Origin of the sequence: Streptomyces sp. NPDC050703, from assembly GCF_040654435.1 — a bacterium.
In the GTDB taxonomy this organism is placed as follows: Bacteria; Actinomycetota; Actinomycetes; order Streptomycetales; family Streptomycetaceae; genus Streptomyces.
The window spans coordinates 12,232-31,368 of sequence record NZ_JBFAHX010000036.1 but is presented as its reverse complement, the minus strand read 5'-3'; the positions used below and the strand labels follow the sequence as shown (position 1 = coordinate 31,368).

General features: G+C 74.2%; 5 protein-coding genes. 4 read left to right on the top strand and 1 reads right to left on the bottom strand.

Features of this window, described 5'->3' with window-relative positions; translation table 11 throughout:
• Positions 1–503: 503 nt before the first annotated feature.
• Positions 504–1,223 (bottom strand): hypothetical protein, encoded by a 720-nt coding sequence (locus tag AB0I16_RS27520; RefSeq protein WP_363252286.1) that lies wholly within the window; start codon positions 1,221–1,223, stop codon positions 504–506.
• A gap of 658 nt (positions 1,224–1,881) precedes the next feature.
• Between AB0I16_RS27520 and ccrA the strand changes: the two genes are divergently transcribed.
• The 4 genes from ccrA to AB0I16_RS27500 all read left to right on the top strand — a co-directional run bounded on the left by ccrA (position 1,882) and on the right by AB0I16_RS27500 (position 19,133).
• Positions 1,882–3,222, top strand: a complete 1,341-nt coding sequence (gene ccrA, locus AB0I16_RS27515) for a crotonyl-CoA carboxylase/reductase (protein WP_363252285.1) — start codon at positions 1,882–1,884, stop codon at positions 3,220–3,222.
• A 358-nt stretch (positions 3,223–3,580) separates the two neighbouring features.
• On the top strand, positions 3,581–12,526 hold the full coding sequence (locus AB0I16_RS27510) for an SDR family NAD(P)-dependent oxidoreductase (RefSeq protein WP_363252284.1): 8,946 nt from the start codon (positions 3,581–3,583) through the stop codon (positions 12,524–12,526).
• Entirely contained in the window at positions 12,523–15,810 is a 3,288-nt protein-coding gene (locus tag AB0I16_RS27505) for a beta-ketoacyl synthase N-terminal-like domain-containing protein (protein ID WP_363252283.1), read from the top strand. Before AB0I16_RS27510 ends, AB0I16_RS27505 begins: the two co-directional genes overlap by 4 nt.
• Positions 15,807–19,133 (top strand): amino acid adenylation domain-containing protein, encoded by a 3,327-nt coding sequence (locus tag AB0I16_RS27500; RefSeq protein WP_363252282.1) that lies wholly within the window; start codon positions 15,807–15,809, stop codon positions 19,131–19,133. Before AB0I16_RS27505 ends, AB0I16_RS27500 begins: the two co-directional genes overlap by 4 nt.
• The last annotated feature ends 4 nt before the right edge of the window (positions 19,134–19,137 follow it).

The window sequence follows — 19,137 nt, the reverse complement described above, 5'->3', positions numbered from 1 at the left end:
GGGAAACCGCGGACCGGTGGGGGCCGCCACGATCGGCCTCGTGCCCGGGCTTCGGATGCCCCTGTCTACCGACCGCCGCCGGGCCTGTCCATGTTCGGCGCCGCCGCCTCGGGGCGGCTGTGCGTTCGGCGCCGCCGCCTCGGGGCGGCTGTGCCCGGGGCGCGCGGGCCGGTGGGACCACGTGCCCCGAGAGCCGGTGTCATCCCCCCGGTCGGATCAGCGTGCGGCGTCCGGTGCGTGCGATCGCGAGGCGCCGGAGCGTCCTCGGTGGGGGTCCCCCCCCCGCGCCCTTCAGGCGTGGGGGAGTGCGTGCCAGGTGTCGCACGCCCGGCCGGGGTCATGACACAGGCTCTGAGGATGGTCGCCCGGCGGCGGCGCCGAGGCAACCGCGTGCACCGGCGGACGCGTCGCCGGGACCGGGCGCGGACGTCTTCGGGCAACGAAGAGGCGCAGGCACGGATGACCGTGCCTGCGCCCTGTGTGTCCGTCCGCCGTTGCCGCGGTCAGGCGGTGCGCCCCCGCGCCCGCCGCAGCGGACGCACGATCATGAGCACCGACCCGACGAGCAGGAGCAGTCCGGCGACCAGCGACGCGGCGCCGATCCAGGGCAGCCATCCGATCTTCGCCGCCACGGTCACATGGCCGGAGGGGCCGCGCGAGCCGTCGGCCTTCATGGCGACCGCGGTGACGTCGCCCGAGGTCACCGACCAGTCCAGCGTCTGGGCCCCCTGTCCGCTGGCCTTGGCGATCCATCCGTCGGCCTCGGCGGGCGGCGTCTTCGGGGTGCCGCCCGGGTGCTTGCTCTCGCTGTCGCCCTTGTCGGTGGAGTCGTGGATGGTCACGTGCTGGACGTCGTCCAGGTACCGGCGCATCTGCTCCTTGCCCGCGAGGCCGATGAACACCGCGTCGGAGCCGCGGTCCGGCTCGAAGGTGATGCGGAGGTCGTCGTAGAGGCCCGCCATCTCCTTGTCGGCGCGCCAGCTCTCGCTGGCCATCGCGTACGTGTCGGTGCGGTGCGCGTACTTGCTGGTGCCGAGGTCGATGTAGCCGTCGTCCTTCGAGGCGTAGTACACGGCCGTGCCGCCCACGCCGACGAGTGTCAGGGCCACGAGAGCCAGGAACGCGCCGACCACGACGGTTGTGACGCGGCCGGCCGTCCAGCCCTTGGCGGTGGTGCGCACGTCCGCTCCCTTCAGGAGACCTTTGGTGTCGCTGGCGGTCACGAGTTCCTCCTCGGTCTGCTCACCCGGCCCGGAGAAAGCGGGCGAGCGCTCTGTTTTCCTGTGCGGACGATGCCGTGCCGGGCGGTGCGATACCCCCCTGGCCGCCCGCGTGGCTCACGGTAAGCGGAAGAAAGGCATCCGGCATCGGGGACATCCCTGAGACCCGGCTCAGGGAAATCCCTGAGAAGCCCGCGGCAGCACGGGAGATGCCGCGGAAAGCGGACGTTCAACTGGATTTTTCGACCACTTGAACGCTGCACGGATTCACCTCGCCCGCCTGTTCACGCGCCCGTTCGCCGCTCTGCCCCCAATTCCCCGGCGCCCGGCCCGGAAACGCCGCGCCCGGCACGCCTCAAGCCGGTCTCCACCGTCTCTCGATCCGGGCTCATGTCACCGCGTTCAGGCCACTCAGGGCGTTCAACCGGCCGAATCAGACGGTTGAACACGGGCGGACATTCCGGCGTCGAATTGCCCGAGGCGCCGCACCCATGAACGGTTCACCGCTGGACTGGGTCGCGAGCCAAGTGCCAGCATTCACCCCGCACTTGCCTCCACGAATCGGCAAGGCGGCCCTGCCTTTTGTTGCGCAGAAACGCCGAACAAATGCGTCCGTATTTCACAGTTCTCACAGACTGAGCCGGAAAGAGGCCCGGAGACGATGCAGAAGATCCTTGACGCCATCTGTGCGGGTGAACTCGACGAAGTGGCGCACTTGCCGGTCCCCGATTTCTACCGAGGAGTGGTGCTGCACGCCGATGAGACGGCGATGTTCGAGGGCGTGGCGAGCCGGGACAAGGACCCGCGCAGGTCGCTGCATCTGGAGGAGGTGGCCACCCCCGAACCCGCCCCGGGCGAGGTGCTGGTGGCGGTGATGGCCAGCGGGATCAACCACAACACGGTGTGGTCCTCGATCTTCGAACCTCTGCCGACGTTCGGCTTCCTCTCCCGGTACGGCCGCACCTCGCCGCAGGCCGCCCGGCACGACCTGCCCTACCACGTGCTGGGTTCCGACCTGTCCGGCGTGGTGCTGCGCTGCGGCGAGGGCGTGACGGGCTTCCGGCCCGGGGCCGAGGTGGTGGCGCACTGCCTGTCCGTGGAACTCGACCACCCCGACGGGCACTCCGACACGATGCTCGACCCCGAGCAGCGGATCTGGGGATTCGAGACCAACTTCGGCGGACTCGCCGAACTGGCACTGGTCAAGGCCAACCAGCTCATGCCCAAGCCGCGCCACCTCACCTGGGAGGAGGCGGCCGCCTCCGGGCTGGTCAACTCGACCGCGTACCGGCAGCTGGTCTCCGCGAACGGCGCCCGCCTCAAGCAGGGCGACACCGTACTGATCTGGGGCGCCTCCGGCGGCCTCGGCTCCTACGCCACCCAGCTCGCCCTCAACGGCGGAGCCACACCGGTGTGCGTGGTCTCCAGCCCCCGGAAGGCCGAGGTGTGCCGGCGCATGGGAGCGGAGCTGGTCATCGACAGGAGCGCCGAGGGCTATCGGTTCTGGAAGGACGAGCACACCCAGGACGTGGGCGAGTGGCGCCGGTTCGGGGCCCGGATCAGGGAGCTGACCGGGGGCGACGACCCCGACATCGTCTTCGAGCACCCGGGGCGCGAGACCTTCGGCGCGAGCGTGTACGTGGCCCGCCGCGGCGGCACCATCGTCACCTGCGCCTCCACCTCCGGCTACGAGCACACCTTCGACAACCGGTATCTCTGGATGCACCTCAAGCGGATCGTCGGCACCCATTTCGCGAACTACCGCGAGGCGTGGGAGGCCAACCGCCTCATCGCCAAGGGACAGGTGCACCCCACGCTGTCGCAGGTGGTGCCCCTCGACGGCACGGCGCAGGCGGTCCACGACGTGCACCACAACCTGCACCAGGGAAAGGTCGGGGTGCTGTGCCTGGCCCCCGAGGAGGGGCTCGGCGTCACCGACCCCGTGCTCAGGTCGCGGCACGAGCCCGCCATCAACCGGTTCCGCACGCCGAACGTTTCTTGACGGTCCGAGGGAATCTGATGGATGCTGGCCGACGAATAGCGGAAATCGAAAGGGAATTCGGCCGAATTAACGGTCCGATTCTCCCCGCCGCTTCTCCGGCCACCGCATCCCGGACGCCGGACACCCGCTTCTCGATTCCCTTCTCGGAACGGCCGGGCAGCCGATATCGGCGGACAGCACAACGGCTCACGGCCCCCCGCACCGCGCTTGACGCGCCGTGCCCGCGGCATCCGCACCACCGCGATCCGCGGCCGGTCCGCCCACTTTCATGAGAATTTACGCAGGCTTCCAGCATGGAGAGGACGGTCGGATGTCGGGCCGGGACGCACGATCGCTTGTCGACCATTTCCGCACGGTATTGGGCGAGCACGCTCAGGAGCAGATCTTCCGCTTTCTCGTGGACGGCGAGGGCGAGCCGCAGGCCCTCCGCAACGCCGACCTCGACCTGAGGGCCCGCACGATCGCCGCGGCGCTGCAGGAACGCTTCCCCGCCGGAGAGCGGGCCCTGATCATGTGCCCGGCCGGACTGGACTACGTCACCTCGTTCTTCGCCTGCCTCTACGCCGACGTCGTCGCCGTGCCCGTCTACCCGCCGGACCCGGCCTTCCCGATGCGCACCCTGCCGCGCCTGACCGCCGTCGTGGAGGACGCCGAGCCGGCGGTGGTCCTCGCCCCCGCCGCGACCATCGCCATGGTCGACCGCTTCGCCGAACACGCCCCGGCGCTGCGGGACATCGTGTGGCTCGCCGTCGACGACATCGACACCGCCGCCGCCGACGGCTGGCGCCACCCCGGCACCACCCGCGACGACCTGGCGTTCCTGCAGTACACCTCCGGTTCGACCAGCAGCCCCAAGGGCGTGATGGTCAGCCACGGCAACCTGATGCACAACATCTCGGAGATGAACCGGCAGTTCTTCGGAAACGACCCCGACCAGCACATGGTGAGCTGGCTGCCGCCCTTCCACGACCTCGGTCTGATCATGGGCCTGCTCACCCCGGCGTACGGCGGATACCCGGTCACCTTCATGTCCCCGTACTCGTTCCTGAAGCGGCCACTGCGCTGGCTGCGAGCGATCTCCGACACCGGTGCCACCGCGAGCCCCGCCCCGAACTTCGCCTACGACCTCGCCGTGGCCAAGGTGACCGAGCAGGACCGGCGGACGCTGGACCTGAGTACGTGGCGTGTCGCCCTCAACGGGGCCGAGCCGGTGCGCGGGCAGACCATGGACCGCTTCTCCCGCACGTTCGCCGAGTGCGGTTTCCGGCCCGTCACCCACGCCCCGTCCTACGGGCTGGCCGAGGCCACCCTGGTGGTGTCCACCGGGGACCCGGCCGCCGAACCCGTCCACCGCGACCTGCGCGCCGAGGCGCTCCTCGGCGGCACCGCCGAGGACGCGGCACCGGGCGAGGCGGCACGCAACCTGCCCAGCTGCGGCGTCTCGCTCAAGGACCAGAAGGTCGTCGTCGTGGACCCGCACACCCGTGCCGCGCTGCCCGCGGGACGGGTGGGTGAACTGTGGGTCGCCGGACCGAGCGTCGCGCACGGCTACTGGCGCCGCGCCGAGGCCACCGAGGAGACCTTCCGCGCCCGTCTCGACACCGGCGAGGGCCCGTTCCTGCGCACCGGCGACCTCGGCTTCGCCGACGGTGACCAGATCTACGTCACCGGCCGCATCAAGGACGTCGTCATCGTCGCCGGCCGCAACCACTACCCCCAGGACATCGAGCGGACCGTCGAGAGCGCCGATCCGGGCCTGCGGGAGGGCTGCGGGGTGGCCGGCGCGCGCGAGATCGACGGCGAGGAACGGCTGATCGTCGTGCAGGAGTACCGCGGCAGCCGCTCACCCGAGGACCGCGCCCGGGTCATCGACGCGATACGGGCCGAGGTCGTCCGCGAACACGGCCTCCAGCCCCACATCGTCGCCCTGGCAAGGACCGGCACGGTGCCGAAGACCTCCAGCGGCAAGCTGCAGCGCGCGGCCTGCGTCGACGCCCTGCTGGCGGGCGAGGCGCAGCCGCTCGCACTGTGGCGCGCGGACGATACGGGCCCCGCCCCCACGGACCGGACCGCACCGGACGCGGCCACGGGCGTCCCCGCGGACCGGACCGCACCGGACGCGAACACCAGCGTCCCCTCAGGCCGGCTCGCACCGAACCCAGCCACGGGCCTCCTCGCAGACCGGACCACACCGGGCACGAACACGGGCGTCCCCAAAGACCAACCCGCACCGGACACGAACACCAGCGTCCCCCCAGGCCGGCCCGCACCGAACCCGGCCACGGGCCTCCTCGCAGACCGGACCACACCGGGCACGGACACGGGCGTCCCCGAAGACCGACCCGCACCGGACGCGGACACCAGCGCCCCCGCAGGCCGGACCGCACCGGACGCAGACACGGGCGCCCCCGCGCGGCCCGCGCCGGACGTCGGGGAGGTCACGGCGTGGCTGCGTGAGGCGTTGGCTGCTGTTACCGGTCGTGTGGCCGCCTCCGTCGACCCCGATCTGCCGTTCGCCGCGCACGGGCTGCGCTCCGTCGAACTCGTCTCCCTGGTCGGGGAGCTGGAGCGCCGCTTCGGGTGCTCGCTGGACTCCGGCGTCGTCTGGGCACACCCCACCGTCGCCAAGCTCGCCGCCCACCTGGCGGGCACGGCCCCCGGCTCCCCCGCAGCCGCGGCCCCCGCCGCCGAGCCCGCGACCACGCTCACGGCCCCCGCGCCGCCCGCCGCCCCCTCCCCCCGGGCCGCCTGGCCGGGCGCGGACGAGCCGGTCGCCATCATCGGGATCGGCTGCCGCTTCCCCGGCGGCGCGAACGGACCCGACAGCTTCTGGCACCTGCTCAGCGAGGGCCGCGACGCGGTCACCGAAGTGCCCGCCGACCGGTGGAGCACCGAGGAGTTCACCGACGACGACCCCGCGGCCCCCGGGCGCACCACCAGCCGCTGGGGCGGCTTCGTCGACGGCGTCGACCGGTTCGACTCGGACTTCTTCGGCATCTCGCGGCAGGAAGCCGCCCGCATGGACCCGCAGCAGCGGCTGCTCGCGGAGGTCTCCTTCGAGGCCCTGGAGAACGCGGGCGTCCCCACCGGCTCACTGGCCGGCTCGCGGACCGGGGTGTTCATCGGCATCTCCACGTTCGACCACGCCACCGGCCAGCTGAGCGAACTCGACGCCATCGACGCCTACACCGGCACCGGCAGCGCCCTGAGCATCGCCGCGAACCGGCTCTCGTACCTGCTGGACCTGCGCGGTCCCAGCATGGCCGTCGACTCCGCCTGCTCCTCCTCGCTCGTGGCCGTGCTCCAGGCGTGCGCGAGCCTGCACCGGGGCGAGTGCGACCTGGCCGTCGCCGGCGGCGTCAACCTCGTGCTCTCCCCCGCGTTCGCCATCAACTTCAGCAAGGCGGGCGTCATGTCCGCCGAGGGCCGCTGCAAACCGTTCGACGCGAGCGCCGACGGCTACGTGCGGTCCGAGGGCGCCGGCGTGGTGATCCTCAAACCGCTCGGCCGGGCCCTGGCCGACGGCGACCCGGTGCACGCCGTGATCCGCGGCGGTGCCGTCAACCAGGACGGGGCGAGCAACGGCCTGATGGCGCCCAACCCCCGGGCCCAGGAGGCCGTGGTGCGCGCCGCCCACGCCAGGGCCGGGGTGCGCGCCGCGGACATCGCCTACGTGGAGGCGCACGGCACCGGCACCATCCTCGGCGACCCCATCGAGGCCAAGGCCCTCGGCGCGGTGCTCGGCGAGGGCCGCGCCGCGGACCGGCCCTGCCTGATCGGCTCGGTGAAGTCCAACCTCGGGCACATGGAGGCCGCCGCGGGGATCGGCGGGCTGATCAAGACCGCCCTCATGGTCCGCCACCGCACGGTGCCGCCGACGCTGCACTACCGCACGCCCAACCCGCACATCCCCTTCGACGACCTTCCGCTCCGCGTCGCGCACACCCGTCAGCCCTGGCCCGACACGGCCGGTCCCGCGCTCGCCGGCGTCAGCTCCTTCGGTTTCGGCGGCACCAACGCCCACCTGGTGGTGGAGGAGCCCCCGCCGCCCGCCGTGACCGCCCGCCCCGCGGCCGAGGGCTCCGCGCTGCTGACCGTCTCCGCCCGCGACGAGGGGGCCCTGCGGGACCTCGCCGCCCGCTACGCCGGCAAGCTCACCGCGGCCACACCCGTGGGGGCCTTCGCGGCCGCTGCCGCCGTGCGCCGCACCCACCACGAGCACCGGCTGGCCTGTGTGGGCGCCGACGCCGCCGAACTGCGGACCGCCCTGCACGCGTTCGGCCGCGGGGAGAGCGCCCCCGGACTCAGCACCGGGGTGCGCCGGGCCGGCCTGGAGTCCAAACCGGTGTTCGTCTTCTCCGGGCAGGGGCCCCGCTGGTGGCCTCTGCCCGCCGAGTTCCTCACCGGTGACCTCTCGGGGGAGCGGGCCTTCCGCGCCGCCCTGGAGCGGGCCGACACCCTGCTGCGCCGGCACACCGACTGGTCCCTGCTGGACGAGCTCGCGGCCGGCCCGGCCCGCTCCCGGCTGCTGGACACCGCGGTCGGCCAGCCCGCCCTCGTCGCCGTCCAGGTGGCACTCGCCGCCCTGTGGCGCTCCTGGGGCATCGAGCCCGCCGCCGTGGTCGGGCACAGCGTGGGCGAGATCGCGGCCGCCCATGTGGCGGGCGCGATCTCCCTGGAGGACGCCCTCCTGATCGCCCTCCACCGCGGCACCGTGCTGCACGCCGCCACCGGCAAAGGCCGGATGGCCGTCGTGGGCGTCTCCCTGGAGGAGGCCCGCACCCTGCTGGCCGAGCGCGCCCCGGGGCCGGTGTGGATCGCCGCCGCCAACAGCCCCGGCTCCACGGTCTTCTCCGGCGAGAACGGCGCCCTGGTGGAGTTCGCGAAGTCCCTGGCCGACGACGGTCTCTACAGCAAGGTCCTCGAGTCCGTGGGGTTCGCCTCGCACTGCCCCCTGATGGAGCCCGTCGCCGCCGAACTGGGGCGGGTCCTCGCCCCCTTGCGGCCCGGACCCACCACCATCCCGATGATCTCCACGGGCACCGGCGAGTTCGTTCCCGGCGACCGGCTCGACGCCGGGTACTGGGCCGCCAACCTCACCCGGCCGGTGCTGTTCGACACCGCCGTCGCCACGCTCGCAGGCACCGGCCACAACGTCTTCGTCGAGGTGACACCGCACCCGATGCTGACCGACGCCGTCACCGAGCGCCTCGCCGACCACGACGACGCTGTCGCGGTGTCGTCCCTGCGCAGGGACCAGCCGGGGCGGGCCACCGTGCTCGCCGAACTCGGCCGCCTGTACACCGCCGGCCACCAGGTCGACTGGGCGCGGGTGCACGGTCCCGCGGGGCCCATGGCCGACCTGCCCACCTACCCCTGGCAGCACGGCCGCGACTGGCGCGAGGAACGGCCGGCGCGCCGGTCCGCGCACCGGGGCCACCCGGTCCTGCGGGCGCGCACCGAGTCCGCGCTCGCACCGCACGCCGTGCACTGGTCGGCCCCCGTGGACCTCGCCGGGTTCCCCTACCTGCGGGACCACCAGGTCGGCGGCAGCCCCGTGCTGCCCGCCGCCCTGGTCCTGGACGCGGCGCTCGCCGCCGCGCGCACCCGCCTCGGCGACGGCGCCGTCCTGCACGACGCCGCCTTCACCCGGCTCTCCGTACTGCCCGACGAGGCCGAAGAGGCCACGCTGCAGCTCGCCCTGGTGCCCGCGACCGCCGACACCGCCACGGTGAAGCTGTTCACCCGGTCCGGTGCCGACGAGGAGTGGGCCGAGGCCGCGTCGGCGGGCCTGCGCCGCACGGCGCCCGCCGCCACCGCCGAGCCGCTGGCCGCCGTCCGCGCGCGCTGCGCCACGCCGGCCCCGCCCGAGGACCACTACACCGCCCTGCGCCGCGCCGGACTGGCGTACGGGCCCGCCTTCCAGGGCATCGAGGAGCTGTGGCGGGGCCGGGCCGAGGCGGTGGCCCGGCTGCGCGAGCGGAGCGCCCTGACCACCGACCGCGGCGAGCACCCCGTGCACCCGGTCGTCCTCGACAGCGCGCTGCAGGTCCTCAGCTCCGCCCTCGACGCCCAGGACCAGCCCCTGGACGCCACGTACGTACCGGTGGCCGTCGGCGGCTTCACCCTCGTCGGCGACCGGGCCGCCCCCCGCTGGGCGCACGCCTCCGTCACCGCGCCGCACCCCTCCGCCGACACGATCACCGGCGCCCGCGTGGTCCTGTACGACGCCGAGGGCGCCGTCGTGGGCGAGGTCACCGGCATCACCCTGCGGCGTCTGGACCCCGCCGGGGCCCCGGACCCGCGCGACGAGGCGCTGCTCGACCTCGTCTGGCGCCCCGCTCCCCCTCCCGCCGCCGACCGGCCCGCGGGCGACTGGCTGCTCTTCGCCGACCGGGGCCGCACCACCGCCGGCCTCACCGACGCGCTGCGCGCGCACGGCGCCACCTGCCGGACCGTCACCGCAGGACCGGCCTACCGCAAGCTCGACGCCCACCACTACGAACTCGACCCCGGCAGCCGGGCGGACATCGCCGCCCTGCTGGCCGACCTCGCCGCCTCGGACATCCGCCCGGACGGGATCGTGCACGCCTCGGCGCTCGACGCGGGCCCGCCCGATGACGGCGGCGACCCGACCCCGGCGGGCGCGACCGGCGACGCCTGCCTGCCGGTGCTCCACCTCGTGCAGGAACTCGCCCTGGCGGGGCAGGACCCCGCCCCCCGCCTCGTCCTGCTCACCCGCGGCGCCCAGCACGTCGCCGACGGGGACGAGGTGAACGTCGGGCACGCGCCGCTGTGGGGCCTGGCCCGTGTGATCGCCCTGGAACACACGGAACTGCGCAGTTCCGTCATCGACCTGGACCCGGCCGGGCCCGCGGAGGAGGCCGGGCCGCTGCTCGCCGAGGTGCTGGGGTCCGACGACGCCCAGGTCGCCCTGCGGGGCGGCGCCCGGCTGACGCCCGCCCTGCGGCCCTGGGAGCACACCGGCGACGCCCGGCGCCCGCGCCCGACGTGGGACTTCGACGCCGCTCGCGACGGCAACCACCATCTGCTGGCCGCCCGCCCCGGCAGTCTCACCAGCCTGCGCCCCACGTGGTGGCACCGCACCCCGCCGGCCGCGGGCCAGGTCGAGGTCGAGGTCACCGCCGCGGGCCTGAACTTCAGCGACGTGCTCAAGGCCCTCGACTCCTATCCGGGCGCCGAGGGCGTCGTCCCCCTCGGCGCCGAATGCGCCGGCCGGATCGTCGCCGTGGGTGACGGCGTCACCGGGCGCCGGGTGGGCGACCGGGTCATCGCCGCCGCGCCCGGCGCCATGGCGGCCTTCATCACCCTGGACGCGCGGCTGGTCGCCCCCGCTCCCGCGGGCCTCGACGACGAGCAGGCCGCCGCCGTGCCCATCGCCTTCCTCACCGCCGTGCACGGCCTGGAACGGCTGGCGCGGCTGGGCGAGGGCGAGAGCGTCCTCATCCACTCCGCGACCGGCGGTGTCGGTCTCGCCGCGCTCCAGGTCGCGCGGCGGCGCGGTGCCCGGGTGTTCGCCACCGCGGGGACCGCGTCCAAGCGCGAGCTGCTGCGCGGCCTGGGTGTCGCGCACGTGATGGACTCCCGCACCCTCGACTTCGCCGACGAGATCAGGGCGCTCACCGACGGCCGCGGGGTCGACGTGGTCCTCAACTCCTCCTCCGGCGAGACACTCGTCCGCTCCCTGGAACTGGTGGCCCCCGGCGGGCGCTTCGTGGAGATCGGCAAGCGCGACATCCACGACAACAGCCCCATCGGCCTTGAGTTCTTCAAGGGCAACCGGGCCTTCCTCGCCGTCGACCTCGAACAGACCATCCGCGAGGAGCCGGCCCGGGTCGCCGGCCTGCTCGCCGACCTCGTGGCGGGCTTCGACCGCGGCGAGTTCACGGCGCTGCCCGTCACCACGCACACCTTCGGCGACGCCCCCGCGGCCTTCACCGCGATGGCCAAGGCCCGCCACACCGGGAAGCTCGTCCTGGTACCGGCGGCCCACGAGCCGGTGACCACCGCGGCGGACGCCGCGCCCGTACGCCCCTCGGGCACGTATCTGATCACCGGCGGGCTCGGCGCGCTCGGTCTGGAGACGGCCCGCTACCTGGTGGACCAGGGCGCACGTCACCTGGTCCTGGCCGGCCGCAGCGCCCCCGGGCCGCAGGCCGGGCGGGCCGTCGCCGCGCTGCGCGAGCGGGCCGAGGTCGTCGTGGCCGCCGCCGACCTGTCCGAACGCCGGGCGGTGGACGACCTGCTGGCCCGCCTGGCGGGCTCCCTGCCGCCGCTGGCCGGGGTGGTGCACGCCGCGGGCGTCCTCGACGACGGCCTGCTCACCGGACTCGACGGGGAACGGTTCCGCTCCGTCGCCGGCCCGAAGTCGGCCGCGGCCTGGCATCTGCACCGGGCCACCCTCGGCCGGGACCTGGACTTCTTCGTGCTGTACTCGTCGGCCGCCGCCGTGCTCGGCTCGGCCAGCCAGGGCAACTACGCCGCGGCGAGCGCCTTCGTCGACGCCCTGGCCCACCACCGGCGCTCCCTGGGCCTGCCCGCGCTGAGCATCGACTGGGGCCCCTGGGCGCGGATCGGCCTCGCCGCCCGCCCCGAGCGCGGCGGCGCCCTGGCCGCCCGCGGCATCGGGAGCATCACCCCCGAGCAGGGCATCGCCGCCCTCGACCGCGTCCTGAGCAGCTCCGCCGCCCAGGTCTGCGTGCTGCCCCTGGACCGCGCGAAGGTCCGCGACCACCACGGCGGCGGCCTGCTGCGCACCCTCGTCGAGGACCACGCCGGGCAGGCGGAGAGCGCGGGCGGCCCCGGGGAGGAGATACGGCGCTCGATGCTCGCCGTCGAACCGGGCCGCCGCCGCAGGGCCGTGCTGACCGAGCACTGCCGGGCGACCGCCGCCCGCCTCATCGGCGCGGACCCCGCCAGGGTCGACACCAGCGCCCCCCTCACCGGCATGGGGTTCGACTCGCTGCTCTCGCTGGAACTGCGCAAGTCCCTGGAGTCGTCGCTGCGCGTCAAGCTGCCCTCCACCGTCACCTGGCGCTTCCCGACCCTCGACGCCCTGGTGCCCTACCTGGCCGACCGGATGGAGATCGCGCTCGATCCGGGCCAGGACGCGGACGGGGACCGGGCGGCCCCTTCCGGCGGCGCGGCCGGACCCGCGCCGGCCCGGCCGGCCGCCGGGGGAACCCCGGACGCGGCCGTGGACCTCGACGCGATGTCCGCCGCGGAACTCCAAGCACTCCTGATGGCCAAGACCACACAGATCGACGAGGGGGCCCAGCGATGACTCCGGGACAGGACCTGACAGCGACCGACGCGCTCAAGCGCGCCTATCTGACGATGGAGCGCCTCCAGCGGCAGGTGGCGGAGTACGAGCGGGCACACGCCGAGCCCGTCGCCATCGTGGGCACCGGCTGCCGCCTGCCCGGCGGCGTCACCGGCACCGACTCCTACTGGCGGATGCTGGCGGGGGCCACCGACGCCGTGGGGGAGATACCCGCCGGGCGCTGGGACCACGAGGCGTTCTACGACGAGGAGGCCGGGAAGCCGGGGAAGATCTACACCCGCGCCGGCGCGTTCCTCGACGACCTCGACCACTTCGACCACGACTTCTTCGGCATCTCCCAGCGCGAGGCCGTGGCGATGGACCCGGCCCAGCGGCTGAGCCTCCAGGTGTGCTGGGAAGCCCTGGAGGACTCGGGGCACGCGCCGTCCGCTCTCGCGGGCAGCCGCACCGGGGTGTTCATGGGCGCGGCTTCCTGGGACTACATCACCGCCCAGCTGCGCCACCCCGAGGACGTCAGCGCGTACACCAGTTCCGGTGCCGCGATGTCCTTCATCCCGGCCCGCATCGCCTACCTCCTCGACCTGCGCGGCCCGAACCTCGCCGTCGACTCCGCCTGCTCCGCCTCGCTCCTCGCCGTCCACCAGGCGTGCCAGAGCCTGCGGCTCGGCGAGTGCGACATGGCCCTGGCCGGCGGCGTCAACGTGGTGCTCTCGCCGATGCTGATGATCTCACAGTCGCAGTTCGGCTCGGTGTCCCGGCAGGGCCGCGCCAGGACCTTCTCCGACAGCGCCGACGGCTACGTGCGCGGCGAGGGCTGCGGCGTGGTCGTGCTCAAGCGGCTGTCCGACGCCCTGCGCGACAAGGACCGCGTCCTCGCGGTCGTGCGCGGCGGCGCCGTCAACCAGGACGGCCGCAGCGCGGGCATCACCGCGCCGAACGGCGCCGCGCAGCGCGACGTCTTCCACCGCGCGCTGCGGGCCGCGGGGGTGACGGCCGATCAGGTCGGCTACATCGAGACCCACGGCACCGGCACCCGCCTCGGCGACCCCATCGAGGCCGAGGCCCTCGCCGACGTGTACGGCCGCGACCACGGGTCGCCGGTCTACCTCGGTGCCGTCAAGACCAACATCGGCCACCTGGAGGCGGCCGCGGGCATCGCCGGGCTCATCAAGGCCGCCGTCTGCGTCGACCGCGGCGAGATCCCGCCGAACCTCCACTTCGACCGGCTCAACTCCAACATCTCCTTCGACGGCACGACCTTCCGGGTGCCCACCGCCGTGACGCCGTGGCCGCACACCGACGGCCCCCGGACGGCCGCGGTCAGCAGCTTCGGGCTGAGCGGCACCAACGTCCACCTGATCCTGGAGGAGGCGCCCGCACCGCAGGCGCCGCCCGCCGGGGACGACCGCAGGCCCGCCTCGGTGCTCGCCCTGTCCGCCCGCAGCGAGAGCGCCCTCACCGCGCTCGCGGGACGCTACGCCGAACGCCTCACCGCCGATGACACCCCGCTGGCGGACGTCTGCCACGCGGCGGGCGCCGGCCGCTCCCACTTCCGCCACCGGCTCGCCGCCGTCGGCGCCAGCCGCCAGGAGGTCGCCGCCCGGCTCACCGCCTTCGTGAACGGCGAGGAGCCCCCGGGCCTGGTGCGCGGCGAGGCGGACAGCCCCGAGATCGTGTTCGTCTTCACCGGGCAGGGGGCCCAGCGGCCCGGAATGGCCCGCGGGCTGTACGACACGCAGCCCACCTTCCGGCGTGCGGTCGACGAGTGCGCCGAGATCCTGCGCCCGCTCCTCGACCGGCCGCTGCTGTCCGTCCTGTTCCCCGACGACCCCGAGGACCGGCGGATCAACGACACCGCCTACGCCCAGCCCGCGACGTTCGTCGTCGAGTACGCCATGGCCGAGCTGTGGCGCTCCTGGGGCATCACGCCCGCCGCCGTGCTCGGCCACAGCTTCGGCGAGTGCGTCGCGGCCTGCGTGGCGGGTGCCATGTCCCTGCGGGACGGGCTGACGTTCGCGGTGGAGCGCGCGCGCCTCATCCAGGAGTTCTCGCTGCCCGGCACCATGGCGGCGGTCTTCGCCTCCGAGGAGGAGGTCGCCGCGGAGCTCGCCGCGCATCCGGGGCGGATCGCCGTCGCCGCGGTCAACGGCCCCGCCAACGTGGCGGTCTCCGGCGACGGCGACCTCGTCGCCGCCGTGTGCGCCGCGTTCGACGCCCGCGGGGTGAAGACCAAGCGGCTGCACATCGCCTCGGCCGGGCACTCCCCGCTGATGGACCCGGTCCTCGAACCGCTGCGCCGTGCCGCCCGGCGGATCACCTTCACCGCCCCGCGCATCCCCCTGGTCTCCAACGTCACCGGCGGGCTGTGGTCCTGGGACGAGGCGCCGGACCCCGACTACTGGTGCCGGCACGTCCGCGGCACCGTCCGGTTCACCGACGGGGTGGCGACCCTGCGGTCCATGGGCCACCGCACCTTCGTCGAGGTGGGCCCGGCCCCCACCCTGCTGGGGGTGATCAGCGACGCCCTGCCGCCGGGCCACGACGACCTGCTCCTGCCCAGCCTGCGGCCCCGGCAGGACGACTGGGAGGTCCTGCTCGGCACGGTGGCCGAGCTGTACGCGGCGGGCGCCCCCGTCGACTGGGCGGGCTTCGACCGTGACTACGCCCGCGCCAAGGTGGCCGTGCCCACGTACCCGTTCGACCCGGTCCGCTGCTGGCAGCCCCCGCGCCCGTGGGACGGCGGCGCGGCGGCGCCCGCCGAGGAGGCCGCCGGACCGTCGGACGAGAGCGGCACCGGCGGTCGCCGCGCCCGCTCCGCCCGCCGCTCCTCGCGCGGCCGGCGCCGCGCGAGCCGTATCCCCACGGCGGCCGAGCTGCTGGCGCTGGGCGAGTCCGAGCGCCTGGACACCCTGCGGACGCAGTTCGTGCTCAGCGTCAAGGACGTGCTCGGCTCCGCCTCCACCGACGTCGGCGTGGACGAGCCGCTGACCGGCTTCGGCCTCGACTCCCTCATGGCCGTCGAACTGCGCAACGAGATCCAGAGCAGGCTCGGCCTGACCCTGCGGGTCACCGACTTCCTCGGCGGCGCGACCATCGCCAGTGTCGCCGAGGGCATCGTCAGGGAGCTCGCCGCGACCGGCGGCAGCGGCTCGGCGGGGCACGACGGCTCCGGGGCACCGGCCGCGATCCGGCGCCAGCCCCGGGCCGTCGACGCCGCCACGGCGCTCCTCGACGAGCTGACCGGTTCCCCCGCCCTCGTGCCCGACCGGGAGAAGCAGTCGTGAGCGACGATCTCGCCGAGCGCCTGGCCGCCCTCACACCCGAGGAGCGGGCCCGCTTCGACGCCCTGCTCGCCGAACACTCGGCCGAGGTCACCTTCCCGCTGGCCGTCCTCCAGCGCGGCACCTGGTTCCTCGAACAGCTCAGGCCCCGCAACCCCGGCTACATCGTGCCCGGCGCGGTGCGCGTCGACGGCCACCTCGACGCCGGTCTGCTGCGGGCCGCCGTCGCCGAGATCGTCCGCCGTCACGAGGCCCTGCGCACCACCTTCCGGTCCCGTGCCGGGGCCCCGGTGCAGATCGTCCACCACCATCTCGCCGTCGACGTCCCCGAGACCGATCTCAGCGGCCCGCGCCACACGGACGCCGACCGCCGGAAGTGGATCGACGACGCCCTGGCCGAGCCCTTCGACATCGACACCGGCCCCCTGCTGCGGGTGCGGCTGCTGCGCACGGGACCCGACCGGTCGGTGCTCGTCGTCGCCATGCACCACCTGGTGTCGGACCGCTGGTCCCTCGCCGTCTTCCTCAACGAACTGTCCGAGCTGTACGAGGCGTTCGCCGCGGGCCTGCCCTCCCCGCTGCCCGAACTCGCCGTCCAGTACGGCGACTTCGCCACCTGGCAGCAGCGGCAGGCCGACAGCGCCGAATGGGAGCGGGGCCTGGCCCACTGGCGCGAGCACCTCGACGGCGCCCCGGCCGTGCTCGACCTGCCCACCGACCGGCCCCGCCCGGCCGTGCAGGGCTTCAACGGGGGCTCGGTCCCCGTCGCCCTGCCGCCCGCCCTGGTCGGCGAGCTGGCCGCGCTGGCCGCACGGCACGGCGCGACGCCGTACATGGCGCTGCTCACCGCCTTCAACATCCTGCTGCACCGCTACACCGGGCAGGACGACATCGTCGTCGGCGTGCCGACCGCGCTGCGCGGGCACGCCGAGGTCGAACCCCTCATCGGCTACTTCGTCAACACCCTGCCCATCAGGACCGACCTGTCCGGCGGCCCCGGCTTCGAGGCGGTCCTCACCCGGGTCCGCGACGCCTGCCTCGGCGCCTACGCCCACCAGGACATCCCCTTCGAGCTGATCGTCGCCGACCGCAACACCCCGCGCGACCTCAGCCGGCCCCCGCTGTACCAGGTCAGCTTCAGCTACGGCCGCGAGCCGGTGCCGACGCTCGCCATGGCCGGTGCCCGGCTCACCCGGCTGCCGGTGCGGAGCGAAGGCGCGCGCTTCGATCTGGAGCTCCAGGCGTTCGACACCGACGGCGGTCTCACCGGCTGGTTCGAGTACGACCGCGACCTGTTCGACGAGGAGACCGTCGTGCGCCTCGCCGGTCACTTCCGTCACCTGGTCGAGCAGATCGTCGCCCGCCCCGGCGCCCCCGTCCACGACCTGGCCCTCATGGACGGGCCGGAACGCCATCACCTGCTCGAAGAGCTCAACGACACCGCGCGGCAGTGGCCCGACGGCCTGGTGCACGAGTGCGTCGAGCGGCAGGCCCGCCGCACCCCCGGCGCCGAAGCCGTCCGGTACGCGGGCGCCTCGCTGACCTACGCCGAGCTGAACGGGCGGGCCAACCGCCTCGCCCACCTCCTGCGCGGGCGCGGCGTGGGCCGCGACGTCCTCGTCGGTGTGGCCATGGAGCGCTCCCTCGACCTCGTGGTCGCCCTGCTCGCCGTCCTCAAGGCCGGCGGGGCGTACGTCCCCCTGGACACCGCCCTGCCGCCCGCCCGGCTGGCAGCGATCGTCGAGGACGCCCGGCCTCCCGTGGTGCTGACCCACGAAGGACCGGACGGCCGGCTGCCCGGACTCGGCTGCCCCGTGCTGCGGATGGAGGAGCTGGCCGGTGAGCTGGCGGCGCACTCCCCGGACGATCCGGACGCGGGCGTGGACGGCGACGACCTGGCGTACGTCATCTTCACCTCCGGGTCGACGGGCCGGCCCAAGGGCGTGATGAACGTGCACTCCGCCCTGCGCAACCGGCTGCTGTGGATGCAGGACGCCTACGGTCTCGACGCCCGCGACCGGGTGCTGCAGAAGACCCCGTTCTCCTTCGACGTGTCGGTGTGGGAGTTCTTCTGGCCCCTCATGAGCGGCGCCGTCCTGGTGATGGCCCGGCCCGGCGGGCACCGCGACTCCGGCTACCTGGCCGACACGATCGCCGCGGAGCGGATCACCACGATCCACTTCGTGCCGTCCATGCTGCGGCTCTTCCTGTCCGAACCGCCGGAGCGCTCGGCCTCCCTGCGGCGCGTCTTCTGCAGCGGCGAGGAGCTCTCGCGCGACCTGCACGACCGCTTCCTCGCCCTGCACACGGCCGAGCTGCACAATCTGTACGGCCCCACCGAGGCCGCCATCGACGTCACCGCCTGGCACTGCCGCCCGCAGGACGACCCCCGCCCCGTGCCCATCGGCCGCCCCATCGCCAACACCCGCATGTACGTGCTGGACCGCCACGACCGGCCGGTTCCCGCCGGGGTCGCCGGAGAGCTGTGCATCGGGGGCCAGGGCCTCGCCCGCGGCTATCTCGGCCGCCCCGACCTGACCGCCGAGCGCTTCACGGACGACCCGTTCGTGCCCGGGGCCCGCATCTACCGCACCGGCGACCTGGCCCGGCACCGGGCCGACGGCGCGCTGGAGTTCCTCGGCCGGCTCGACCACCAGGTCAAGCTCCGCGGCCAGCGCCTCGAACTCGGCGAGATCGAGGCCGTCCTGACGCGGCACGCCGCCGTGCGCGAGGCGGTCGTGATCGCCCACGAGCCCGCACCGGGTGATGTCCGGCTGGCCGCCTACGTCACCTCCGGGGCCGCCGCCGCGCCCGGCGCCGAAGAACTCACCGCCCATCTGCGCGAGCACCTGCCGGAGTACATGGTCCCGGCGTCCTTCACCGTGCTGGAGGCCCTGCCGCTGACCCCCAGCGGCAAGACGGACCGCAAGGCCCTGCCCGCGCCGCGGACCGGCAGGGCCGGCCTCGCGACCCGGTTCGTCGCCCCCGAGGCCGGCCTGCAGCAGACCCTCGCCGGGATGTGGCGCGAACTGCTGGGCGTCGAACGCGTGGGGCTGCGCGACAACTTCTTCGACCTCGGCGGGCACTCCCTGCTCATGGCCGAGTTCCGGACCTCGCTCGCCACCGCGCTCGGCCACGAACTGACCATGGTCGAGCTGTTCCAGCACCCCACGGTCGAGTCCCTCGCCGCCCGTATCGGCGGCCCCCGCACCGCCCCCGACACCGCCGGCCGAAGCGCCAGGCAACGCGCACAGAACCGACGTCAGTCCCGTAACCGGCGGCAACAGGCGGCCGAACGCCGGGCTTCCTCTCGCGGAGACAGGTGATCCA

Coding starts and splice junctions, on each gene's coding strand:
- ccrA (WP_363252285.1), top strand. CDS start 1,882: ATGCAGAAGATCCTTGACGCCATCTGTGCGGGTGAACTCGACGAAGTG.
- AB0I16_RS27505 (WP_363252283.1), top strand. CDS start 12,523: ATGACTCCGGGACAGGACCTGACAGCGACCGACGCGCTCAAGCGCGCC.